This is a genomic window from Francisella sp. Scap27, from assembly GCF_013394105.1.
Taxonomy (GTDB): Bacteria; Pseudomonadota; Gammaproteobacteria; order Francisellales; family Francisellaceae; genus Francisella; species Francisella adeliensis.
The window spans coordinates 398,848-424,636 of sequence record NZ_CP041326.1; the positions used below are offsets into that span (position 1 = coordinate 398,848).

Below are 25,789 nucleotides of genomic sequence, written 5' to 3' on the forward strand. Positions count from 1 at the left end.
AAGTTAAATAAAATAGCATTATATAAAATATATACTTCAAAATATGAAAATTGTAATTGCTCCTGACACATTCAAAAACTCTCTTGATGCTAGCCAAGTGTGCCTGGCAATTGAAAAAGGCTTTAAAAAAGTTTTTAAATTTGCTGAATATACAAAAATACCAGTTGCGGATGGTGGTGAAGGCTCAATAGATGCTATAGCAAATAATTTATCTAATGCTAAATATATTAAAACAAAAGTCCATTCAGCCTCTGGAAAAATTATAGATGCTGAGTATCTAACTATAAATAATACAGCTATTATTGAGCTTGCTAAATGCTGTGGTTTAAACCTAACAGATACAAAGCAGATGAAACCTCTCGAAGCTAGTACATTTGGTTTTGGTCAACTAATAAAGCATGCTTTAGATAGTGGCTTTAATAAAATCATCTTAACTTTAGGCGGAAGCTGTACTAATGATGTGGGAATAGGTTTATTACAAGCATTAGGAGTAAAATTTTTAGATGTTAATAAAGATACTATTCAAAACTGTAAACTTAAAGATATAAATAACATTGCTAGTATTGATATAAGTAATATTAACTCAAGAATTTCAACAACAGACTTTAAAGTTGCTAGCGATGTTAATAATGAACTATATGGACAAAATGGTGCAACATTCGTTTATGGTCAACAGAAAGGTCTTAAAAGCTATCAGCTATCTACAGTAGATGAAAGCATAAAGTCTTTCTCTAAAGTATGTAGTCATATAACTAATAAAAATCATCACTCCACTAAAGGAACTGGAGCTGCTGGTGGTGTAGGGTATGCGTTAGCAACTTTTCTTAATGCTGAAATAGTATCAGGCGCAGAGCTAATATTAGATATTATAGGTTTTGAAAATTCATTAAAAGCAGCTGATATAGTTATAACAGGTGAAGGTAAAATGGATCAACAAAGTTTCAATGGTAAAGTCCCTACCATAATTGCTCAAAAAGCAAAAAAACACAACTCTACAGTTATTGCTATAGTAGGAAGCTACGATTTTTCTGATAACGATTTAGACAATAGTGATATAGATGCTGTATTTTCATGTATTAATCATTATAGTGACTTAGATACTATATTATCCTCAGCTGCTCATAATATAGAACAAACTGCAACTAACATAGCGAAATTTTTAGCAGCTACAAAGCATATCGCAACGGTTTAACAATCAAAGTTTTTTTGTCATAAATATTTTTCATTGAAAGAGCATAATATCTATTTTGTATTTTACTCAGCTACTTTACCATGACACTGTTTAAACTTCTTACCAGAGCCACAAGGACAAGGATCATTCCTTTTTACTTTAGGTCCTTCGCGTTTAACTTGCTGAACTTTTGGAGCTTCTTCTTGCTGATCTTCTTGAGCTTCATTATTGTCTAAAACACTCTCATGCTCAGCATTAATATCACTCATAGACTCTTTCCACTCCTCCTGTGCTCTTTCTGTTTCTTCTTCTGATGCTATGCGTATTTTAGCTAATGAAGAAATAACCTCATACTTAAAGTTATCTAACATACTAGAGAAAAGCTCAAACGCCTCTTTCTTATACTCATTTTTAGGATCTTTTTGAGCATATCCACGCAAATTAATACTATTTCTAAGATGGTCAATAGCTCCTAAATGATCACGCCAATGAGTATCCATAGATTGTAGTAATGAGAATTTCTCAAAGTTTTTGACAACTTGAGGATCAAGATTTTTAATCTTGTTTTCAAACTCAAACTTAATAGCCTCAACCACAGCATTTTTCAAATCTTCTTCGGCTATGTTATCATTTTCTTCAAACAATGTTTGTAAATCTACTTCTATCATAAAGTCAGATTTTAACGCACCTTCAAGACCCGCAAGATCCCAAAGCTCAGGCATTGAACCTGCAGGCACATAATTATGAAATACTGTCTCAGCAACATCTATTCTAATATCATTTAATGTTTCGGTAACATCTTCAGCTTCTAAGAATGATTGTCTTTGCTCATAGATTACTTTTCTTTGAGTATTTACGACATTATCATATTCAAGTAAGTTTTTACGAATATCAAAGTGATAACTTTCGACCTTTCCTTGAGCTTTAGATATAACTTTTGACATAAATCCAAAAGCTAGAGATTCTCCACCTTTCAAGCCTTTTTTAACTCTTTCAGCCATACCTTGTGATGCAAATATTCTAAGCAAATTATCATCCATAGATAGGTAAAACTTACTCTCACCTGGATCTCCCTGACGAGCAGCACGACCACGCAACTGGTTATCAATACGGCGAGAGTCATGTCTTTCAGAACCTATAATACAAAGTCCGCCTGCTTTTTTCACAGCTTCATTTCGCTCTTGCCAAGCTTTCTTTACTTCTGCAATTTGCTCTGCTGTTGGATCTTCTATCTCTGCAAGCTCAACTTCCCAGTTACCACCTAATATAATATCTGTACCACGACCTGCCATATTTGTCGCAATTGTTACATTACCCGGGAAACCTGCCATTGCAATTATGCCAGCTTCTTTTTCATGCTGTTTAGCATTCAAAACACTATGCTTAATTTTTTTCTTTTTCATTAGAGTTGATAAAATTTCAGATGCCTCGATAGATGCTGTACCTACTAATATTGGTTGACCTATTTCTACACGATTTTTGATTTCTGCAACTACTGCATCAAATTTCTCACGTACACTACCATATATTTCATCATGATGATCTTGACGAATTCGAGGCTTGTTTGTTGGGATAATTATAACTTCTAGGTTATATATAGAGTGTAATTCAAATGCTTCAGTATCAGCTGTACCTGTCATACCCGCAAGCTTATTATATAATTTAAAAAAGTTTTGGAATGTAATAGATGCCATAGTTTGATTTTCAGCATTTATCTTAACACCTTCTTTAGCCTCTATAGCTTGATGTAAACCATCAGACCATCTACGTCCTGGCATAGCACGACCCGTACTTTCATCAATAATAACTACTTCTTGATCACGGACAATATAATCAACATTTAGTTGATAAAGTGAATAAGCTCTCAAGCAGGCACTTAGATAGTGCATTTTCGTAATATTGTGCGGACTATATAAGTTATCATCTTCTTCAAGAATACCTTCTTTCTTAAGCATACTTTCAATTTTTGCATAACCATTTTCTGTTAAGAAAGCATTTTTAGACTTTTCATCAAGATAATAATCTTTACCTTCCTCACCTTCTTCAACTTCTTCTTTTTCTTGCTTTTCGAGATATGGAACCAGTCTATTAAAAAGATTATACATCTCTGAGCTATCGTCAGATGCTCCTGAAATAATAAGAGGTGTTCTAGCTTCATCGATTAGGATTGAGTCAACCTCATCTATAATTACAAAATTACGGCTTCTTTGAACTTGATTTTCTTTTTCATAAGCCATATTATCGCGTAGATAGTCAAAACCAAACTCATTATTTGTACCATATGTAATGTCACAAGCATAAGCCTCTTTTCTCTGCTCTGGATTTAAATCAGCAACTATTATACCCACAGAAAGACCTAAAAAGTGATAAATCTCACTCATAAGCTCAGCATCTCGTTTTGCTAAATAATCATTTACTGTAATTACATGTACACCTTCACCAGATATTGCATTTAGATAAGCAGGAAGTGTAGCAACTAAAGTTTTACCCTCACCCGTCCCCATCTCAGCAACTTTACCTTGATGAAGTACCACACCACCGATAATCTGCACATCATAGTGACGCATACCTTTAGTTCTTTTTGAAGCTTCTCTAACTACTGCAAATGCTTCTGGCAATAAGCTATCTAAAGACTGTCCTTTAGATAATCTTTCCCTAAACTCAAGTGTTTTTGCTTTTAACTGCTCATCTGAAAGCTTCTCATATTCACTCTCATAAGAGTTTACTTTTTCAACTGTTTTGGATATTTTCTTGATGAATCTATCGTTACGACTACCAACTACTTTTTGAATTAAACTCAGCATTTTGAACCAACTTTTTATTAAATTTATAGAAATATTAGAATCTAACACTACATTATATAGAGTTTGTAAGAAATTTAAATTAACATACTCGTATTAAGAGCTAATTTTGTAGATATAAAACAGATGAACACCTCCAGATTAAAAATAATGGTAGTTTTAATTACTAGTTTTATGCTATTTGGTTGTTCATCTACAAATACAAAAGAACAATTTTCACCTTTTTCTAAAGAAAAAAAACTCAAAATTCCTAAAACACCTGAGAGCCATAATATCCCCCTAAAAAAGCCTATACCTCCAGCCTGGATCGATAATACCCCAAATAATGATGATCTTTTTATTTACGGTGTTGGTGCTGGAGAAACCTTTAATAAATCCATAGATAATGCTTTAGCCGATATAGCTCAAAGGCTTCAAGTTTCAGTATCTGCAGACACATCATTACAGACAATTTCTGAAAATAAAAATATTTCTCAAAAACTAATACAACAAGTATCAACTACTACAGCTCAAATTAGCGTGCCAAACTATAATATAATTAACCAAACAAGCTCTAATGGCACCACCTATGTTGAGTTACAGGTTAACATTAAAGAAACTATAACAACCTTGCATAAAATCATTAAAGCTAATATTGAAGAATCAAAACTTCTTTTAAGTTCAATTGAAAATAAAAACTCTCTTACAAGATTTAATTTGACAAAAAAAATTGATAAAAATATAACCAAAATCAAAAGTAGCTTGAGAACCTTACTTATACTTAATCCAGATACAGATATTGCTACATATATGTATTGTTTGAATAACATAGATAATCAGAATCTAAATATTAAAAGAAATATAAATATTTATATAGATCGTAATAATAGTGGTTATTTCTATGATACTTTAAAAAAATACATTTTTTCTAATGGGTTTAATATCACTAAAAAGCAGTTATCCAATCTAAATTTAACTCTTAAGTTAACTGATTACGATACGTCAGATAAAGATTATCAATACTGCATAAATACCAAGCTAGAACTACAGATACAAGACAGCTTATCTAAGCAGTTAAATACAGAATCATATAGAATAAAAACATGTTCAAAAAAAGGGCGTGATAACGCAATAATCAACGCATGTGATGAATTTTATTCTCAATTAAACAAAAACCATGAGTAATTAGGTATATGAGCATCAAAATAGTACCAGAGAAGCTAGACAAAATACAAAACCATAAAACTAGACATAAGATTAAAAACACTACCTATGCTAACAAAGAACTGATATCTCGAGCAAATTACTTAGCTTCTTCAAATGAGGTAGCAAATAAACAGCTTCATAAATTAAACATACCCTATTTACAAGATACCGACATTATCTATTACTCTGCTACCAAAATAATAGTTAGAAGCAATAAAGAAATACTAAAAACTAAAATAAAAGAATTACACCAACAATTTATTGATATATTACAAAAACATACAATGTTTTCAAAATTACAGAAAATAGAAATTCAAATTGAATATGATCAAAATACCAAGAAAATTATCAAACAAGATAATGCACAAGCTAAAAAACAAATAAGTAAATTAAAAGAGAGTTTATCGTAAGGAAAAATAATGGAAGTTCATAGCAATAAACACCCTAAAGGAATATGGTTCGTAAGCATACTCTATATGTTTGAATATTTTAGTTTTTACGGTATGAGAGCTATATTTGTACTATATTTAATAAACCAACTTAAATTTACTGATCACTATTCTTATGCAATATATGGGGCTTTTACAGCATTAGCATACTTAGCTCCATTATTAGGTGGTGTAATTGCAGATAAAATACTTGGTTTTAGAAATGCTCTTATCTTAGGAGGTCTACTTATGACATGTGGGCATTTCATTCTAGGATTAGATCCTAACGATTTATTTTTTGTAGCTCTTGCGTTTATAATTTGTGGCTTTGGATACTTTGAAAGTAATATTGCATGCTTAGTAAATCAACTTTACCCTGAAGATCATCCTAAGCGAGATAGCGGGTTTATATTACTATACCTAGGTGGTAATGCTGGAGGTACTCTTGCACCAATAATTTGTGGATATGTAGCATATATGTTTGGCTATGAGTATGGTTTTAGTATAGCTGGTGTAGGTATGTTGATTGGTATATTAATCTTTATAGCAGGCTCAAAACACATACCAAATGTTATACCAAACTATAGTGAGAATCATATAAAAAGATTATTGAAAGGTCTATTTATAGCCTTGATTAGTTTTTGTATTATTGCTGTTGCAGTATTAGTTATTCAAAATGAATATGAAACATATCTTGTTAGTAGCGTATCCATAATAGCTACAATCGCATTTATAGCTTTAATAGTGAAAAATAAACAGTATCGTTCAAAACTTTTATTTGCAATTCCATTCATTATTTTTGCTCTATTATTTTGGGTTTTTGATGATATGATATTCACTTCATTTGAAGTATTCATAGATAGAAACATCTCCTCCCAAATAGCTGGGTTTACAATACCAGCCTCTGTATTGATATGTATTAACCCTTTAACTATAATTATTCTTGGAGTCATCATCTCAATTGCATGGCAGAAAAACAAACCTGCTCAAAACTACAAACAGATGATGCGCTTTTCTTTTGGTTTTATATTACAGTTTCTTTCATTTTCACTACTAGCTTTTTCAGCATACTTAGCAACAGCCACAGGAAAAAGTTCAATTATATGGGTAGCTATATCTATTTCTTTACTTGGTGCAGCAGAGCTATTCATAAACCCTATAGCACTATCAAACATCACAAAAGCAGGTGGAGCAAAATATGCAGGTTTTATGGCCGCACTATATACACTCTATACAAGTAGCATTGCTGAACTTAGCTCAGCTAAATTAGCTCAACTTTCAGCAGAACAAGATATATCAAAAGCACATGATTTAACTACCCAAGCAAAATTATTTTTTAGCTTGTTTGGTAGTATAGCAATTGCTCTTCTTGCAATAATAATTATATGGTTAGGAATAACTATTTGTTATAAAGTGCTTCTACAGAAAAGAGAAATCTAAATTTTGATTTAAAACTACAGTTCTAAAGTTCCTAAGGCAACTTCCATCATTTCAGTAAAAGTATCTTATCTTTCTTCTGATGTTGTCTAAGTTGTTACTAAACAATCTGATATAGTCTATAATCATTATAGCAGATGCTTTGTTATCTAATGCTTTAGCAACTGAAAATAAAACAGCTGCTTCCATCGCAACTACTTGGCAGTTATACTCTTTATTGATAGGTACAAAACGCCTGAGGTTAGATGATAATTATGGATTACTAGATACTATCTTTGTTTGATTGTTATCATGGAATATAGTGTTTACTAACTCTCTTGTTTCTTTTACATTATCACCAGTAACTACAATTGATGGTTTTAGTTCTTTATATAGTTTTTGTAGTTCATCACCATCTGTTAGAGGTGTTTGTCTTTTATACTGCTGTATTTCTGGTTTAAGTCTTTCTAAGAAGAGATTAGCCATTAAAGGCCCTTGTAATATATATTGAGTTTTATCTGTCTTAACTCCCTTAGTATCATTTTTTATAATACTATCAACTACAGGATAGTGCGTGCAAAACTCACCAAATACATCAATTTTTGTACCTGCTGGAATTATACTTTTTAATAAATTCAAATCACGGAAAACTATTTCTTCTTTTACTTTCTTTGATGCTCCATGCTCAATAAGATCAACCCAGTTTGCAGGAGCAAGCTGATAGATAAATATCTTTTTATTGCCAAATTCAATGGTACTTACTCTAGTTAGAGATGTTATATTTTCTTTTGTATTTTTCTTATACCATCTATCTTGGACTATTTTTGTAATCTTCTGTGATGTTAATTTTCCACCATAAAGTTTTGCTAAAGCCTCTGGATAAGCTTTTGATTTCAATGTTGCTGGGGTTGATATTATAGATATATTTGCTACATTTTGCTTGGATAGTACAGGTTTTAGCAAGTTTTTGACGCGATTAGTCGATGCTGAGATAACATAAGATATACTCTTACTTTTAGAATCGCCATACATAGAATCAATGATGCTATTTGCCTGATTTCTTCTTGTTGATGCTGTATTACATGCAACAAAAGTCATATCTGGAGTCCCAGCTTGGAAAATATCACTAAGATTAAATGCTGTAAAGAAACCAATAGCTTCTGGCTCTTTTTCTCCATAGGGAGCATTTTTTGTATCACCTAAATGTGAAATTTTAAATGATACATCATAATCTTTAACAACCTCTTTTGCTTTTTCTTCTATGGCTTTAGCTGTAAAGAAACCTCCAAACCCAGAATCAAAAGTTTGGATATAGTACTCTTTTTGTGAAGCAAGTAATACAGAGGGGATAAGCAAAAATAATGCTAAAATTAGTCTGAAATTTATATTTTTTCTAAAAAACATAAGCGTAATAATTAAGTTAATATAGTATGTTTTTTGATAATACCAAATATAAAATCTAAAACTAGTTATTTAATAGCAAAATATTAAACTCTATAATTAATATAAAACTTACTCAAAGATAAACAAATGTTTTAGATAGTCTGAATCATTAGAAATAAATATAAAAACCATTACAGAAAGAGTGGTTAAAGTTTGATTAAAAAATTATAATTCTAAAGTTCCTAAGGCAACTTCCATCATTTTAGTAAAAGTATCTTGTCTTTCTTCTGATGTTGTTGTCTGACCTGTTACTAAACAATCTGATATAGTCATTATAGCAGATGCTTTCTTACCTAACGCTTTAGCAACTGAAAATAAAGCTGCTGTTTCCATCTCAACTACTTGGCAATTATGCTCTTTATTGATAGATACAAAATCATTAAAGTTTTTTCTATAAAACACATCTGTACAGTGTGCTTTAACTTTTTTTAATTCTGTATTTTGTTGTTTAGCAGATGTTTCAAGAGCTTTGTTTAACAAACTGCTAGGTTTGATATCTTTAACCTTCTTGCCTGTTACAATCTCAATAAAGTCAGATTCTCCATAAGCCTCTTCAATAAGCACCACATCATAAACTTTATAATCAGCATCATATGAACCACATGATCCTATACGGATAATACTATCAACATCATAGTCCTTAAATAACTCATTTGCATATATACCCATACTTGGCATACCCATTCCTGAGCCCATTACACTTACTTTATGACCTTTAAATGTTCCAGTATATGCAAACATATTCCTTACATTATTAATCTTTTCTACATTTTCAAGGTAGTTCTCTGCTATAAACCTAGCTCTTAGTGGATCTCCTGGCATAATTACTGTTTTAGCAAACTGATCTTTATTTGCAACTTCTATATGTGGGGTTGGTAATGACATGACTTATTCCTCGCTACTCTATTTTAAACTAATTAATCTTGATTGTTTTCATCATTTTTTATTTCTTCAATTTCTGGAGCTACTACAACACCCTCTTCTTTAGGCTTATAACTATCCCCATAATCACCAGGTTCTCTAACTTCACGACGCTCCATCAAGTCATCAACTTGCATAGCATCTATAGTTTCATATTTCATCAGTGCTTCAGACATAGAGTGAAGTATATCAACATTTTCTTCAAGTACTTTTTTAGCTCTAGCATAACTAGAATCTATAAGCTTGCGAACCTCTTTATCAACTTCTTGAAGGGTATTATCAGAAAGTTTAGCAGACTTACCGCCACTTCCACCAAATGGCCCATCATCTTCCACGTCGTACAAAATAGTACCCATAGCATCAGATAAACCCCATTTGGCCACATAATTTCTAGCTATATCTGTAGCCACTTGTATATCATTAGATGCACCAGTAGTTACATGATCATAACCAAATATAAGTTCCTCAGCTAATCTACCACCGAAAATACTACATAATCTACCTTGAAGAATAAGTCTACTTTGACTCACAGTATCACCATCCGGCATATACATAGTAACACCTAAAGCACGACCTCGTGGGATAATACTAACTTTATATACAGGATCATGTTCCGGCATCAATCTACCAATAATAGCATGACCTGCTTCATGATAAGCTGTAAGCTTTTTCTCTTTCTCAGTCATTGCCATAGATCTTCTTTCAGATCCCATCAATATCTTATCTTTTGCTTGCTCAAATTCCGCCATTGTTACAACTTCTTTTGATTCACGTGCAGCAAATAAAGCAGCTTCATTTACAAGGTTTGCAAGCTCAGCACCAGAAAAGCCAGGTGTTCCACGAGCAATCCAATCCGCTCTAATATCATCACCTGTAGTGATTTTCTTCATGTGAACTTTAAGTATAGCTTCACGACCTTTAACTGTCGGTAAGCCTACATTTACTTGTCTATCAAAACGACCAGGTCTTAAAAGTGCATTATCTAGTACATCTGGTCTGTTAGTAGCAGCAATTACAATTACACCTTCATTATCTGCAAAACCATCCATTTCTACAAGTAGTTGGTTAAGAGTTTGCTCACGCTCATCATTACCACCACCCATACCTGAGCCACGATGACGACCAACTGCATCTATCTCATCAATAAATACCAAGCATGGAGCTTTTTTCTTTGCTTGTTCAAACATGTCTCGTACTCTTGAAGCACCAACACCAACAAACATCTCAACAAAATCTGAACCTGAAATTGAGAAAAATGGTACTTTAGCTTCTCCAGCAATAGCTCTTGCAAGAAGAGTTTTACCAGTACCAGGAGGTCCAACCATAAGTACACCTTTTGGTATTTTACCACCAATTTTTTCATACTTTTTAGGCTCACGTAAGAAGTCAACTATCTCGCCAACTTCTTCTTTTGCTTCTTCTACACCAGCCACATCATCAAGAGTTACTTTGATTTGATCTTCGCCTAGCAGCTTAGCTTTACTTTTACCTACAGAGAAAGGACCTCCCTTTCCCCCGCCGCCAGCTTTCATCATCATAAAGATGAAGAAACCAAATATAAGCAGCATAGGTAGCCAGTTAAGTAAAAACGCCACAAATAAATTAGGTTTTTGTGGTGCTTTAGCCTTAATTGCTGTTTTGCTATCTTCAAGCTTATTTACAAGACTACTATCTAGTAAAGGTGCGTATGTTACAAAATCTTCACCAGAGCTTGTCTTTCCAGTTATTGTTCTCCCATCAACATCTACAGAAGTAATGCCATTATCTTTTAACTTTGATACAAATGTTGAGTAATTAATGCTCTTTGAAGAATTAGTCGATTCATTTACACCATTAAATAGTAGTAACATACCACCAATAATTAAGATCCAAAAAACAATATTTTTCATCATATTGTTCTTATTGTCGTTTTTATCTGCCATATTGTTTATTTATGCCCTTTTAATTTTAGAAATTAAATTGATTTTTGACTAGTATACTATATTAAAAAAAATGCTTTTTAGCTAGTCGTTTTATATCTATACGATAAAAATTAAGCATTTTTAATTTATTTAGTTATAAAATTAATTACAACATATCTTGAAGATATTTCCCAGTATAAGATTCTTTACATTTTATAATATCTTCAGGTACTCCTTCAAATATTATTTGTCCACCCTTATTACCGCCCTCTGGTCCAAGATCTATTAGCCAATCTGCCATTTTTATCACATCAAGATTATGCTCAATGATAATCACAGTATTACCTTTATCACGCAAGCTTGTAATAACTTTAAGCAACTGATGAATATCATAAAAATGAAGTCCTGTTGTAGGCTCATCCATTATATATAAAGTCTTGCCTGTCGAGCGTTTTGCTAGCTCTTTTGCTAATTTCACTCGTTGAGCTTCACCACCAGAAAGTGTAGTAGCACTTTGACCTAATTTTATATAAGAAAGTCCTACACTCATCAATGCTTCGAGCTTGCTTTTAATGCTTGGTACAGCATCATAAAATTTCAAACCTTCCTCAACTGTCATATCAAGTACTTCGTAAATATTTTTACCTTTATACTGAACAGACAAAGTTTCACGATTATAGCGCTTGCCATTACATACATCACAAGCGACATATACATCTGCTAAAAAGTGCATTTCAACTTTGATTACACCATCGCCTTGGCAAGCTTCACACCGACCACCTCTCACATTAAAACTGAATCTACCAGGGCTATAGCCTCTCGCTCGAGATTCAGCTGTTGCAGCAAACATTTCTCTAATCGGTGTAAATACACCTGTATAAGTTGCAGGGTTTGATCTTGGAGTTCTTCCAATTGGTGACTGGTCAATATCTATAACTTTATCTAAATGATTAAAACCTTTATGAGACTTATATTCCATTGATACTAAGCTACTTCTATTTAAAAGTCTTGATGCTAATGGATATAGGGTTTTATTTATTAGCGTAGATTTACCAGAGCCTGATACACCTGTTACACAAGTAAGTACTCCCATAGGGATTTTTAAATCATTGCCATGAAGATTGTTACCTGTAGCTCCTTTAATTTCAAGATAATTATTACTTTTAGCTTTTAATCTTTTCTCAGGAACTTCAATTTTTTTACGACCACTTAAATAGTCTGCCGTAAGTGATTTTTTGTTTTTGATAATAGTATCATATGTCCCTGCAGCAACAACCTCACCGCCATGAACACCAGCCATAGGCCCCATATCAATCACAAAATCAGCTTGTTTAATCGCATCTTCATCATGCTCAACAACAATTACGGTATTACCTAAGTTTTTAAGGTTATGCAAAGCATCAAGTAGTCGTTGGTTATCTCTTTGATGAAGCCCTATAGATGGTTCATCAAGGATATACATCACACCAACTAATCCCGCACCAATTTGACTTGCTAATCGTATCCTTTGAGCCTCACCACCAGACAAAGTATCTGCTTGACGAGAAAGAGATAAATACTCAAGTCCGACATTTTGTAAAAATGTAACACGAAGCTTTATCTCTTTAAGAAGGTTTTCTGCTATTTTTTGCTGTTGTCCAACAAACTTTAATCCATCAAGCCAACTCAATAAATCCTCAATAGATAACGCACAAATATCTGCAATATTTTTTTCAGCTATAAAAATATTACGAGCAAACTCACCAACCCTAGCTCCACCACAAGTTTTACATTTAAGGTTACTCATATATTCATAAAGGTCTTTTTTGACCATATCTGAATCTGACTCATAATATCGACGCTCAAAATGAGGAATAACTCCCTCAAAAGTTTTCGCCCTAGTTTGTCTTCCACCACGAATTGAGTCGATAGTCATTTCTATAATTTCATTACCAGAACCATAAAGTATGATGTTTTGTAATTCTGTCGAAAGCTTTTCAAAAGGGGTTTCTAAAGAGAACTTATAATGCTTTGCCAAGGATTCTAATTGGGAATAATAGTATTGATTACCCTTACTCCACTTAACTATTGCGCCAGCTTTCAACGATAATGATTTATCAACAATAACTTTTTGTTCATCAAAAAATTCTTTAACACCTAGTCCATCACAACTTGTACAAGCTCCTAAAGGACTATTGAATGAGAATATTCTCGGTGTTAACTCTTTTAATGCAAAATTACATAGTGGGCAAGCATGCTTTGAAGAAAATAATACATCTTGAAAATCTTCTTCATTCATATTTGCAACTTTAATAATACCATTACCCAAGTCTAAAGCCGTTTCTATAGATTCAGCTATACGTTGGTCATTATCTTTTTTAGGTTTAAAGCGATCGACAACTACATCTATATTATGTTTTTTATAACGATCTAATTCTGGGTGCTCTTCATCAAGATTATAAAACTCGCCATTTATACGTACTCTTATATATCCTTGGGAAAGAATTTTTTCCATTAAGGTATTATGCGTTCCCTTTTTCTCAGACACAACTGGTGCCAATATCATAAGCCTCGCACTATCATCAAACTCTAAAATTTTATCAACCATTTGGCTAACAGTTTGTGCTTTTAACTCTATCTGATGAGTAGGACACTTTGGACTTCCCGCTCTAGCAAAAAACACTCTTAGATAGTCATAAATTTCAGTTACAGTTCCAACTGTAGAACGAGGATTATGTGAAGTCGTTTTTTGATCTATAGATATTGCTGGTGAAAGCCCTTCTATATGCTCAACCTCTGGCTTATCCATCATTGACAAAAATTGTCTAGCATAAGATGATAGTGATTCCACATACCTTCTTTGCCCTTCAGCATAAAGAGTATCGAATGCTAATGATGACTTACCTGAACCACTTAAACCTGTAATTACAGTAAGTTTATCCCTAGGTATTTCAACATCAATATTTTTAAGATTATGTGTTTTAGCACCATTAATGATAATTTTTTTCATAGATAGACTTAAAATAGTTTTGAGGAAAGATAGATTTAGATATACTGCACTTCAACGACTTCGTAAGTAACTTTACCTTTAGGAGTGTCAAGAACAAACTCATCTCCTTCTTCTTTCTTTATTAGAGATCTTGCTAAAGGTGCTATTACTGATATTTTATTGTGCTCAATATCTGCTTCATCTTCACCTACGATCTGATAAGTTGTCTCTTCTTCAGTTTTTATATTCATCACTGTAACTGTAGCTCCAAAGACAACCATACCATTCACATTTAACTTAGTAACATCTATTACCTGAGCATTTGAAAGCTTAGCTTCAATATCTTTAATACGTCCTTCGATAATACCCTGTCTTTCACGAGCTGCATGATACTCAGCATTTTCTTTCAAATCACCATGATCTCGAGCATCTGCTATTGCAGTTATTATTGTTGGTCTTTCAACTTTTTTAAGTTGATTCAACTCTTCTCTTAAAGCACTTTCTCCCGCTGGAGTCATTGGTATTCTATCGTTTGACATTATTTTCTCCTTTATAAAAATAAAAAACTAACTACTACAAGTAAAAGTTGTTCCGTTTCTAGTTGCTTCATCTGTATATATTGTTCTACCGACTATATTTGTAATCAGTGCCGCCTGATATTTATTATCCCTATCACAATAAACAACATTACCATTACCATTAACCATAAAACCATTTGGCTTTATCTCTATTTCATTACCTGTATTAAAATTTAAATAAATATGTTCGTTATGTCCTTCAGCTAGGTTTGCTATTACAGAATCATCTGCTGCAGTATAGTTTGCAGTACCATCTGCACTTTCAAATGCAACTATTGGACTATCTCCCCAGTCTGAAGAGTTTAAACATTGCAAATTATTTTCATCAAGTTTACCAACACTATTTAAACTATCAGATGTTACAGCACATATAATAACCGTAGTACCATCTGTTCTAGCTTTAATAACAGAAAATTCAATTAATTTCTGTAAATTAGTCAGTCGTGTTTGAGCAAACGTTTTATAGTAGAAAGTAAAAGAGCTTATTGCAGCCATCATTAATATAGTCATAATAGCTATTACTACCATCAACTCTACTAATGAAAAACCTTTTCTTTTACTATTAATCATCCTACCTATTTACCTTAGCTATTAAATTTTTAGTTGATTGGTCTAACTCTTTAAATTCATTCGAGTCCATATCTTCCATAGCTTTCAAGATATTTTTACCAAGCTTTTTACCAAGCTCAACACCCCATTGATCGTAACTATTTATGTCCCACAATACACCTTGGACAAATATCTTATGCTCATACAAAGCAATCAATGCACCCAAGTTATAAGGATTTAACTCCTCTAGAAGAATCGTACTACTAGGCCTATTGCCAGGTATGACTTTATGAGGGGCTATTTTTTTAGCTTCTACATCTGTCATACCAGATTTTAACAGCTCATTATATACCATTTGATATGATTGTCCAAACATTAGCGCCTGAGACTGAGCAAAGCAGTTTGCTAACAAGGCTTCTTGATGATTATCGTATTTATGATAACTATTTGCCACAGCAATAAAATCTACTGGTATGAAAACATTACCTTGATGTAATAACTGATGAAAAGCATGCTGACCATTTGTACCAACTCCACCCCAAAGAACTGTTGCAGTTTGATAGTCAACAGTTTCACCAGCAAGATTTACTGACTTACCATTACTCTCCATATCTGCTTGTTGTAGATAGTCCATAAAGTAACATAATCTTTCATCATACGGCAGCAATGCTTGAGACTGAGCATTATATTCACAACCATAAAAATTTGTTAAAAGAGCCATAATCACTGGAATATTTTTCTCAAAACTAGCTTCTTGAAAATGCTTATCTACAGATTCAGCACCAGCTAAAAGTTTCTCAAAATTATCATAACCTACCGCAAAAGCTATCGACATACCGATAGATGACCACAGAGAGTATCTGCCACCAACCCAGTCCCACATTTTATAGCAATGTTCCAGGTCTATACCAAACTCTTTAACCTTATCAAGCTTACTAGAGATTGCGACAAAATGATTAGCTACAGCTTTATCATTTTCATAATGATCAAGTAACCACTCTCTCGCAGACATAGAGTTTAAAAGAGTTTCTTCTGTAGAAAAAGATTTAGATGCAACAATGAAGAGTGTAGTCTCAGGATGCACTACATGAAGTGCTTGCAAAAGAGAATCTGCATCAACATTTGAAACAAAGTGAATATTTAAATCTGTGTGATATGGTTTTAGTGCTCTTGCAACCATTTTAGGACCAAGGTCAGATCCTCCAATACCTATATTAACTATATCTGTTATTTTTTTACCTGAAAATCCTAACCACTCACCTGTAGTTACTTTTCTAACAAGCTCTTTTACTCGAGCTTTTTCTTTCTGTACTTCTTTAGCAACATCCTCACCATCAACACATATACCTATATCTGATGAGCTACGCAATGCTGTGTGTAAGACTGCTCTATCTTCAGTAAGGTTAATCTTTTCACCATTAAACATCGCTTTAATTTTGGCTTTTAACCCAGAATTATTAGCTAGGTTTATAAGTTTAGTAAAAACGTCATCGTTTATAAGGTTTTTTGAAAAATCATAAAAAATTTCTTCATGAGTTATAGAAAATTTTTCTAAACGATTACTGTCATCAGCAAACTCTTGTTTCAGGTTAACATTGTTTAAACTCTTTTCTTTTAAATCTTTACAAAACTGCATTTAAGCGATCCTTATATTTTTTATGCGATATAAATAATAAAATTTTTCCACTTGAGTAGGATATATTTACATCATTTTCTATAGCATAGTTTCTAATACCTGTTGCCACACCAAATTCTAAATCTTCTCCATTCAATGGATACTTCAAACCATTATAATATATATTCTTAACACAGCCAAAAGGCATTATTGAAAACATTTTCCCTTCAACATCTTTAATCATGAATTTTTTAGGGATAAAAAAATATCGAGAATATCCATCAACGAACTCTATAGCTATTTTATCTGCATATAATTTTGCTATAGACATATTTGCTAGAAAATGATCCATCTCACCCTCTGAAGCTCCAAATACTACTACTTTAGAAAATCTAAGCTTCAACAAATATTCTAACGATTTTTCAAAGTCTGTTGAATATTGATCGTGATCAACTAAAAACAAATCATTGTCCTCAGCTTTATATGAATCAAAATCTCCAATCACTCTTTTTATTTTAGGACTTATAAACTCTGAAGCTTTTACTTTATTATATGCCCCATCAGCACAATATACAGATTCCATAGGAAAATTTTCAGAAATATAGTTTTCACAAAAAGAAACATCCACTTTTCCATTTAAAAAAAGTATCGCTGTATTTTTAAGTTCAGGATGCATCTAGTTTTAGGATAAAATATATGTTTTATGCATTATACAGTTTTATAGAGATAATTAGAATGTATTAAGACTGATAATTAGGTGGCTCTTTAGTGATCGTAACATTATGTACATGAGACTCATTAAAACCAGCACCTGTAATTTGTACAAATGTTGGTTCTGTACGCATAGTTTGAATATTTTTTGAACCAGTGTAACCCATGCTTGACCTTACGCCACCAATCAATTGATGAATGACTGCAGCAAGTAAACCTTTATACGGGACTCTTCCTTCCACACCCTCTGGTACAAATTTTTTAGAATCCGTATCTGCTTGGAAATATCTATCAGATGAACCTTTCTCCATCGCACCAAGTGAACCCATGCCACGATATGACTTATATGAGCGACCTTGGAAAAGCTCAACTTCACCAGGAGACTCTTCAGTTCCTGCAAATACTCCACCAACCATTATCACAGAAGCACCGGCAACTATAGCTTTCGCAACATCTCCAGAAAACCTAATTCCACCATCGGCTATTACTGGGACACCGGTACCCTCTAACGCAGTTGCTACATTTGAAATAGCACTAATTTGTGGTACTCCAACACCTGCAACTATACGCGTAGTACATATTGAACCAGGGCCAATACCAACTTTAACAGCATCAGCTCCAGCTTTAATTAGATCCTTAGCTGCTTCAGCTGTTGCAATATTACCACCGATAACTTGTATATGAGGGAAGTTCTCTTTCACCCATTTAACCATATCTAGCACACCCTGAGAATGACCATGAGCAGTATCAACTACAACTACATCAACACCTTCTCTTGCAAGAGCTGTAACTCTATCTTTAGTGTTTGCAGCAGTTCCAACAGCAGCACCGACTCTCAAGCGACCAAGAGAATCTTTACAAGCATTAGGTTTGTTTTGAGATTTTTCAATATCTTTTGTTGTAATAAGTCCTACTAACTGATCGTTATCATCAACAACTAGAACTTTCTCAATTTTATACTCATGCAATTTTTTCTTGATTGAGCCTTGAGAAGCATTTTCTGGCACAGTTACCAACTTGCCTTTAGGTGTCATAATTGAGCTAACAGGCTCTTCCAAGTCTTTAGCAAATCTAAAATCCCTTTTAGTAACTATACCAACTGTTTGATTATTATCATCAACGACAGGAAAACCTGAAAAATTATGTTCTCTAGCTAGTTGCATAATTTCTCTTATCGAGCTATGAGATTTAATAGTTACAGGGTCTATAACCATACCATTTTCAAATCTTTTAACTTTTTTCACTTCTTGAGCCTGAGCTTCGATAGACATATTTTTATGAATAATACCTAAACCGCCTTCTTGAGCAATAGCAATAGCAAGTCTTGATTCTGTAACAGTATCCATAGCAGCTGAAACTAAAGGGATATTTAACTCAATATCTTTGGTAACGTTTGTTTTCAAACAGACCTCATGAGGTAGTACATTTGAGTATCTAGGGCTTAAAAGCACATCATCGAATGTGATTGCTTCTTGTGTAATTCTTAACATTTTTAATCTCCGTAATTATATTCGAGAAGGTGAATTTAATTACAAAAGTATTATAGCATAGAAGTTTATTTTTACTATGAAATTTTAAAGAGTAAAGTTAAAGCATAGTGTAAAGACACTAGAACTTAAGAAATAAAATTAAAGAGTTAAAGCTAGCATTTACAAGATTAGAAAACTTTAGCTTGTTTTAGAATTAGTATAACTAGTTGCTAAAGCTATAGTTATAGTTATAGTTATAGTTATAGTTATAGTTATAGTTATAGTTATAGTTATAGTTATAGTTATAGTTATAGTTATAGTTATAGTCTGAGCAATACCAGCTTAATCAAAAAACTTTTTAGCATAGTCTTTAACATTATCAAACCATGTTTTACTTTTTGGAGAATGTTTACTTTCATATGCTTCACCTAAACTCTCGGCAAACTTTTGTAAAAGCTCTTTTTGATCTGAGTTTAAATTTATAGGTGTTTCGACAACTACTTTACACAACAAATCACCACGTCTTTGTCCTCGAAGAGGTTTCATCCCCTTTTCCCTCAAACGAAATACTTTATCAGTCTGAGTTTCTGGAACTACTTTTAATTCAACTTCACCATCTAGCGTAGGTACTTTTATTGTTCCACCTAGACATGCTGTTGTAAAACATATTGGCATTTCACAATATAAGTTTATATCTTTTCTTTCAAAAATATTATGTTTTTTAACCATAACCTGTACATACAAGTCACCGTTCATCGTTCCATTTGATCCGACATCGCCTTCACCTTGAAGACGAACTCTATCACCATTATCAACACCTGCAGGTATTTTAACCTTAAGAATTCTTTGCTTCTTAACTTTACCATTGCCATGACAATCATCACATGGATCAGCTACACTTGAGCCACTACCATTACATACAGGACAAGTTTGCTCAAACGCAAAAAAACCTTGCTGACGGCGTATAGTGCCTTGACCATGACAAGCATGACAAGTAGCTTTAGTTTTAGACTTTGAACCAGTACCGTCACATGAGTCACAGTTAGCCATCCTTGGTATACTAATTTCTTTTTCTATACCATTGAACGCCTCTTCAAGAGAGATTTCAAGCGTATACTCAAGATCACTACCTCGTGACTGTCTAGATCTTGAGGAACCACCTCTTTGACCACTGCCACCAAAAAATGTATCGAAGATATCTTCAAAACCACCAAAACCTTGACCACCACCGCCAGCTTGCTGATTTACACCAGCATGTCCAAACTGATCGTAACGAGATCTTTTTTGATCATCACTAAGTATTTCATAAGCTTCCGAAATTTCTTTAAACTTAATTTCAGCATCTTTATCATCGGGGTTCCTATCTGGATGATACTTCATCGCAAGCTTTCTATATGCTCGCTTAATTTCTACACCGCTAGCTGTCTTTGAGACACTAAGCGTTTCATAGTAACATTTCTGTTGCATTTTATTTAACCTAAAAATTTAAGACACATCATTATAGCAAATAAAAAAGCACGGATAAACCGTGCCTTATTATTTAATTAACCATTAGCTAGATTACTTTTTAGCATCATCAACATCTTCAAAATCAGCATCAACAACATCTTCATCTTGTTTAGCTTCTTCTTGAGGTTGAGCACCTTCTGCACCGCCAGCAGCTTGCGCTTGCTCAGCATAAGCTTTTTGTGCTACAGGAGTAAATACTTCCTCTAATGCTTTAGTTTTTGCTTCAATTGCTTCTTTATCATCGCTTTTCAGAACTTCTTCAAGTTCTTTACAAGCAGCTTCAATTTTTTCCTTTTCTTCTTCTGTAACTTTCTCACCTAACTCACTCACAGCTTTTCTTGAGCTATGAACTAAGTTATCAGCAGTATTTCTTACAGTTACAAGCTCTTGAAACTTCTTATCTGAATCTGCATTAGCTTCAGCATCTTGTACCATTTTTTCGATTTCTTCTTCAGATATACCACCACAAGACTTAATCACAATGTTTTGCTCTTTACCAGTAGCTTTATCTTTAGCAGATACATTCATTATACCGTTAGCATCAACATCAAAAGTTACTTCAATTTGTGGCATCCCACGCGGTGCTGGTGGAATATCAGCCAAATCAAATCTACCTAGAGACTTGTTAGCTGAAGCCATTTCTCTTTCACCCTGCATAACATGGATAGTTACTGCAGGTTGGTTGTCTTCTGCTGTAGAGAACACTTGTGATTTCTTAGTAGGAATCGTCGTATTTCTCTCGATAAGCTTAGTCATAACACCACCCATAGTTTCGATACCTACAGAAAGAGGAGTTACATCAAGAAGTAATACATCTTTTACATCACCAGCTAATACACCACCTTGAATCGCCGCACCAACTGCTACAGCTTCATCAGGGTTTACATCTTTACGAGGCTCTTTACCAAAAAATTCTTTTACTTTTTCTTGTACTAGAGGCATACGAGTTTGTCCACCAACTAAAAGTACCTCTGTAATATCAGACTTACTTAAACCAGCATCTTCTAAAGCTTTTTTACATGGCTCTAAAGATCTAGTTACAAGATCACCAACTAAAGATTCAAATTTAGCTCTAGTGATTTTTACATTTAAATGCTTAGGACCTGTAGCATCTGCAGTTACATAAGGCAAGTTTACATCTGTTTGCTGAGCAGAAGATAATTCCACTTTAGCTTTCTCAGCTGCTTCTCTTACTCTTTGAAGAGCTAACTTATCATTATGAAGATCTATACCTTGTTCTTTCTTAAATTCATCAATCAAATAATCCATAAGAACTAAATCAAAATCTTCACCACCAAGGAAAGTATCACCATTTGTAGATAGTACTTCAATTTGGTTATCGCCATCTACATCAGCAATTTCAATGATAGATATATCAAACGTACCACCACCTAAGTCATATACTGCTACTGTTTGTTCACCTTTCTTAGAGTCTACACCATAAGCTAATGCTGCTGCAGTTGGCTCATTGATGATTCTTTTAACATCAAGGCCCGCAATTTTACCAGCATCTTTAGTAGCTTGTCTTTGGCTGTCATTGAAGTAAGCTGGAACAGTAATTACAGCTTCTGAAACTGTTTCACCTAAAAAGTCTTCCGCTGTCTTTTTCATCTTTCTTAAAATTTCGGCAGAAACTTGAGGTGGAGCCATTTTCTTACCTTCTTTAGTAGAAACCCAAGCATCGCCATTATCAGCTTTTACTACTGCATAAGGCACTTTCTTTTTAATATCGTTTTGAACAGCCTTATCATCATACTTACGACCGATTAATCTCTTTATAGCAAAGAAAGTATCATCTGGGTTTGTTACAGCTTGTCTTTTAGCTGATTGACCCACTAAGATTTCTCCACCATCTGTATAAGCGACAACAGAAGGAGTAGTTCTATGACCTTCTGCGTTCTCTATTACTTTAGCACTCTTACCATCCATAATTGCAAGACAAGAGTTAGTAGTTCCTAAATCTATTCCGATTATTTTTCCCATTTTGTTATTCTCCTATGTGATTTTATTTTTATTACAAATACAAATTCTTTATCATATATATGGCAATGCTTTATTATATTTCAAGAAATATTTTTAATTTTTTACAACTATTACTTTTGCTGCCCTAACCACTCGACCATTTAACAGATATCCTTTCTGAAAAACATCAAAAACCGTGTTATCTTCAAGCCCTGGGTTTGGCACCATTGCCATTGCCTCATGAAAGTTTGGATCAAATTTTTCACCCATTGGATCCAATTCTTCTAAGCCATTTTTCTTTAAAACATCCAGCAGCATTTTAGCCGTCATTTCAACACCCTCTTTCATGGCAACAGCCTCTTCAAGCTTTACTTCATGCTTTAGGGCCTGGTCAATACTATCTGTAACAGGCATTAGCTCTTTTGCAAATTTCTCAATACCAAACTTACGTGCATTAGCAACATCTCTTTCAGCTCTTTTGCGAATATTCTCAACTTCAGCAGCAGCTCTTAAAACCTCTTCTTTCATTGAAGTATATTCATCCTGCATACTTTCAATTTTTTCATTTGCCTTTTCAAGCTGTTCTTGTACTAAAACATCAGAATCTGCATCATTAACCTCTTCTACTTTTTGTTCTGTTTCAAGAATTTTTTCTTCTAAGTTATCTTTTTTTTCATTGCTCATAAAACTAGCCTTTTATTTTAGTTCTGTTAATACTACAATTTACTAGATTGTGTTTAACATCTGTTTTTTCAAGTAATAAATTGAAAATTTATAAGGTAATGTTCTAATGAAACTTATTAAAAAGATAAGTATACTTGTATCTACTGCGATTACTGTTTCTAGCTGCCTTACTAGTTGCTCTACTTTTTCATCAACAAAACCACCTGAACAGACACCTACTAAAAAAAATTCACATAAAATAACGTATAAGCCAGAATCATTTACTGACTTTAAAAACTGGGATAATGCTAATCAGCTTAAATCATTTAATGCATTTAAGAAGTCATGTAAAAAAATACTAGAAGAAAATAAGCCAAAATATAAAAGTTGGATTAGTGTTTGCAACAAGGCTATAGTCACAAAACTAAAGAGCAAAGGAGAAGCTAAACTTTTTTTTGAAGAAAACTTCACCCCTTTTCAGATAATCTACAACTCTGATGATACAGGAACTTTTACAGGCTACTATGAGCCAACTATGAAAGGAAGCTTGGTTAAAACACTCCAATATACTGTACCAATATATAGAACTCCAAAAGACTTAGTGAAAATTCCTGATGGTGATGATTTTAAATATGGACGATATAAGGGAGATAAATTTATTCCATATTATACTAGAGCAGAAATATCTAAGGGAAATCTTTATAACAAAAAAGATGTACTCGTTTGGGTTAAATCAAAAGTTGATCGAACATTCTTGCAAATACAAGGCTCTGGAAGAATAGAGACTGATAGTGGAGATATACTGGTTGGTTATGATAGTCAAAATGGTCATAAGTATGAACCTATTGGTAGATACCTCCTTGATAAGAATTATATATCTAGAAAAGATATGTCTATGCAATCTATTAAAAAATGGCTATCAAACAATAAGGGGCAAGTTGACAAAGTTTTAAACTACGATCCCTCATTTGTATTCTTTAGATATCTAAATGCCAAAAATGCAATTGGCGCTCAAGGTGTTGAGCTTACTCCTGGTTACTCACTGGCCATAGATGATAAGTTTCATTCTTACGGAGTTCCAATGTGGCTTGAAACAAACTACTACAAAAATAATCATGAAGAAACATCTCCGCTAAATAGGCTTATGATAGCTCAAGATACTGGTGGAGCAATTTTAGGTGCTGTCCGAGGAGATGTCTTTTGGGGACATGGTAAACAAGCCGAATATAATGCTGGTCATATGAATAATGAAGGCAAATTATGGATTCTACTCCCAAACAAAGAAAATATAGGCAAAAATGATAAAAATTAACACTGTTATTCTCGGCGGAGGTATATCCGGCGTAAGCTTTTCTCAAAAACTTACCAAAGAAAATATTGAAAATATAGTAATTGAAAAAGAGCAAATAGGTGGATGTATTTATAGCGCTCAATACAACGACCTTTGGTTTGAAATGGGTGCTCACACAATATATAACTCCTATTCAGACACTATAGAGTTTATTAAAAAAAACAAAATACAGCAAGATATTGCTACTCGTAAAAAACTACCATTTTTGATGGTAACCCCGACTAACCAAATCCAGAGCATTTTTAGTAACCTCAACTACTTAACTTTAGTTCCAAGCTATATTCTTAATAGAAAAATCTCAAAGGATGATAAAACTGTAAAACAGTATGCATCCCAAGTCTTTGGTAAAAAGAACTACGATAACACTTTTAAATATTGTTTTAGCGCTGTGCTATCACAAAATAGCGATGATTTTCCTATGAAATATTTATTTAAAAAATATGATCGAGATACATCCTTTCCAAGAAGCTTTACTTTTAAAGATGGGTTATCCAACTTATTTAAAAACACTAGTGTCAACTTAGTTAAAGGAGAAGTTTTTAAAATATCTCAAACTGATGATAAACAGTGGCTAATAACGACAAACAACGCCACCTACAACGCGAAAAATATTTGTTTAGCAACTCCATGGAATATAACTAAAAATCTAATTTCTGAAATATTACCAAGCATAGCAAGCCACCAATACTCTCCTAAAATGTCACATCTAACAAGCATTGGCATAGTAGTATCAAGAGATAAGTTGAAGCACATAAAAGACATTGCTGGCTTGATAGGTAAAGAACAATTTTTCTACTCCGCTGTATCTCGCGATGTAATTAAGCATCCAAATCTAAGAGCTATTGTATTTCACTGTAAATCACAGCCCAACCTAGAAATGAAAAATATTAGAAATAAAGCTGCAAGTGTATTGGGCATATCAACAAAAGATATAATTCACACCCATATAAAACAGAATTCACTCCCTTGTTATAACAAAAACCATGATATTTTCATAAAAGATTTAGAGGATGCTCTTACCAAACATAAAAATCTTTTTATAACGGGGAATTTCTTTGATAGATTAGCTATTGAAAACTGTATCAGAAGATCAAACCAGCAAGCAGGTAAACTTATCTGCAACAAAAATACCTAATTACTTGATAGTC

The 25,789-nt window shown here is 33.3% G+C and carries 19 protein-coding genes; 6 read left to right on the top strand and 13 right to left on the bottom strand.

The features are described from left to right. The first annotated feature begins 43 nt into the window (after positions 1–43). Positions 44–1,192, top strand: coding sequence for a glycerate kinase (locus FLM55_RS01900; protein ID WP_178947759.1), 1,149 nt, complete (start codon positions 44–46; stop codon positions 1,190–1,192). 62 nt (positions 1,193–1,254) lie between these two features. On the opposite strand, the gene secA is transcribed toward FLM55_RS01900, so the two are convergent. Further along, a complete protein-coding gene (secA, locus tag FLM55_RS01905) occupies positions 1,255–3,975 on the bottom strand; it encodes a preprotein translocase subunit SecA (protein WP_178947760.1) in 2,721 nt (906 codons plus the stop codon). 147 nt (positions 3,976–4,122) lie between these two features. On the opposite strand from secA, the gene FLM55_RS01910 reads away from it, so the two are divergent. From FLM55_RS01910 to FLM55_RS01920, 3 genes are read left to right on the top strand one after another with little or no spacing between them, the layout of a single operon-like run. After that, positions 4,123–5,136, top strand: a complete 1,014-nt coding sequence (locus FLM55_RS01910) for an LPP20 family lipoprotein (RefSeq protein ID WP_178947761.1) — start codon at positions 4,123–4,125, stop codon at positions 5,134–5,136. Between the two features lie 8 nt (positions 5,137–5,144). Next, positions 5,145–5,567 carry a hypothetical protein gene (locus FLM55_RS01915; protein WP_178947762.1) on the top strand — a complete coding sequence of 141 codons (423 nt, stop codon included), beginning with the start codon at positions 5,145–5,147 and terminating at the stop codon, positions 5,565–5,567. Between the two features lie 9 nt (positions 5,568–5,576). Next, the gene (locus FLM55_RS01920; RefSeq protein ID WP_178947763.1) at positions 5,577–7,025 is read left to right on the top strand and encodes a peptide MFS transporter; all 1,449 of its coding nucleotides are present in this window, start codon (positions 5,577–5,579) and stop codon (positions 7,023–7,025) included. Between the two features lie 249 nt (positions 7,026–7,274). Here FLM55_RS01920 and FLM55_RS01925 read toward each other — a convergent pair whose 3' ends face one another. The 12 genes from FLM55_RS01925 to grpE form a co-directional block, all read right to left on the bottom strand. Further along, complete coding sequence (locus FLM55_RS01925; RefSeq protein WP_178947764.1) at positions 7,275–8,405, bottom strand: hypothetical protein; 1,131 nt, start codon at positions 8,403–8,405, stop codon at positions 7,275–7,277. 204 nt (positions 8,406–8,609) lie between these two features. Further along, positions 8,610–9,329 (bottom strand): purine-nucleoside phosphorylase, encoded by a 720-nt coding sequence (gene deoD, locus FLM55_RS01930; protein ID WP_178947765.1) that lies wholly within the window; start codon positions 9,327–9,329, stop codon positions 8,610–8,612. 32 nt (positions 9,330–9,361) lie between these two features. Next, entirely contained in the window at positions 9,362–11,287 is a 1,926-nt protein-coding gene (gene ftsH / locus FLM55_RS01935; protein WP_162699195.1) for an ATP-dependent zinc metalloprotease FtsH, read from the bottom strand. A 145-nt stretch (positions 11,288–11,432) separates the two neighbouring features. Beyond that, positions 11,433–14,255, bottom strand: coding sequence for an excinuclease ABC subunit UvrA (gene uvrA / locus FLM55_RS01940; protein ID WP_178947766.1), 2,823 nt, complete (start codon positions 14,253–14,255; stop codon positions 11,433–11,435). A gap of 35 nt (positions 14,256–14,290) precedes the next feature. After that, on the bottom strand, positions 14,291–14,773 hold the full coding sequence (gene greA, locus FLM55_RS01945; protein WP_178947767.1) for a transcription elongation factor GreA: 483 nt from the start codon (positions 14,771–14,773) through the stop codon (positions 14,291–14,293). A 27-nt stretch (positions 14,774–14,800) separates the two neighbouring features. After that, on the bottom strand, positions 14,801–15,382 hold the full coding sequence (locus FLM55_RS01950) for a Tfp pilus assembly protein FimT/FimU (protein WP_178947768.1): 582 nt from the start codon (positions 15,380–15,382) through the stop codon (positions 14,801–14,803). A 1-nt stretch (position 15,383) separates the two neighbouring features. Beyond that, positions 15,384–16,997 (bottom strand): glucose-6-phosphate isomerase, encoded by a 1,614-nt coding sequence (gene pgi, locus FLM55_RS01955; protein ID WP_178947769.1) that lies wholly within the window; start codon positions 16,995–16,997, stop codon positions 15,384–15,386. Beyond that, the gene (locus FLM55_RS01960; RefSeq protein WP_178947770.1) at positions 16,984–17,652 is read right to left on the bottom strand and encodes a thiamine diphosphokinase; all 669 of its coding nucleotides are present in this window, start codon (positions 17,650–17,652) and stop codon (positions 16,984–16,986) included. Before FLM55_RS01960 ends, pgi begins: the two co-directional genes overlap by 14 nt. A gap of 64 nt (positions 17,653–17,716) precedes the next feature. Then, the gene (gene guaB / locus FLM55_RS01965; RefSeq protein WP_178947771.1) at positions 17,717–19,177 is read right to left on the bottom strand and encodes an IMP dehydrogenase; all 1,461 of its coding nucleotides are present in this window, start codon (positions 19,175–19,177) and stop codon (positions 17,717–17,719) included. A gap of 321 nt (positions 19,178–19,498) precedes the next feature. Continuing rightward, positions 19,499–20,623, bottom strand: coding sequence for a molecular chaperone DnaJ (gene dnaJ, locus FLM55_RS01970; protein ID WP_178947772.1), 1,125 nt, complete (start codon positions 20,621–20,623; stop codon positions 19,499–19,501). Between the two features lie 93 nt (positions 20,624–20,716). After that, a complete protein-coding gene (dnaK, locus tag FLM55_RS01975; RefSeq protein ID WP_178947773.1) occupies positions 20,717–22,648 on the bottom strand; it encodes a molecular chaperone DnaK in 1,932 nt (643 codons plus the stop codon). A gap of 93 nt (positions 22,649–22,741) precedes the next feature. Further along, positions 22,742–23,311, bottom strand: coding sequence for a nucleotide exchange factor GrpE (gene grpE / locus FLM55_RS01980; RefSeq protein WP_178947774.1), 570 nt, complete (start codon positions 23,309–23,311; stop codon positions 22,742–22,744). A 106-nt stretch (positions 23,312–23,417) separates the two neighbouring features. Here grpE and FLM55_RS01985 point away from each other — a divergent pair, with 106 nt between their 5' ends. Beyond that, positions 23,418–24,602, top strand: a complete 1,185-nt coding sequence (locus FLM55_RS01985; protein ID WP_178947775.1) for a murein transglycosylase A — start codon at positions 23,418–23,420, stop codon at positions 24,600–24,602. Then, positions 24,589–25,776 carry an NAD(P)-binding protein gene (locus FLM55_RS01990; protein WP_178947776.1) on the top strand — a complete coding sequence of 396 codons (1,188 nt, stop codon included), beginning with the start codon at positions 24,589–24,591 and terminating at the stop codon, positions 25,774–25,776. The genes FLM55_RS01985 and FLM55_RS01990 overlap by 14 nt, the downstream gene beginning before the upstream one ends. The last annotated feature ends 13 nt before the right edge of the window (positions 25,777–25,789 follow it).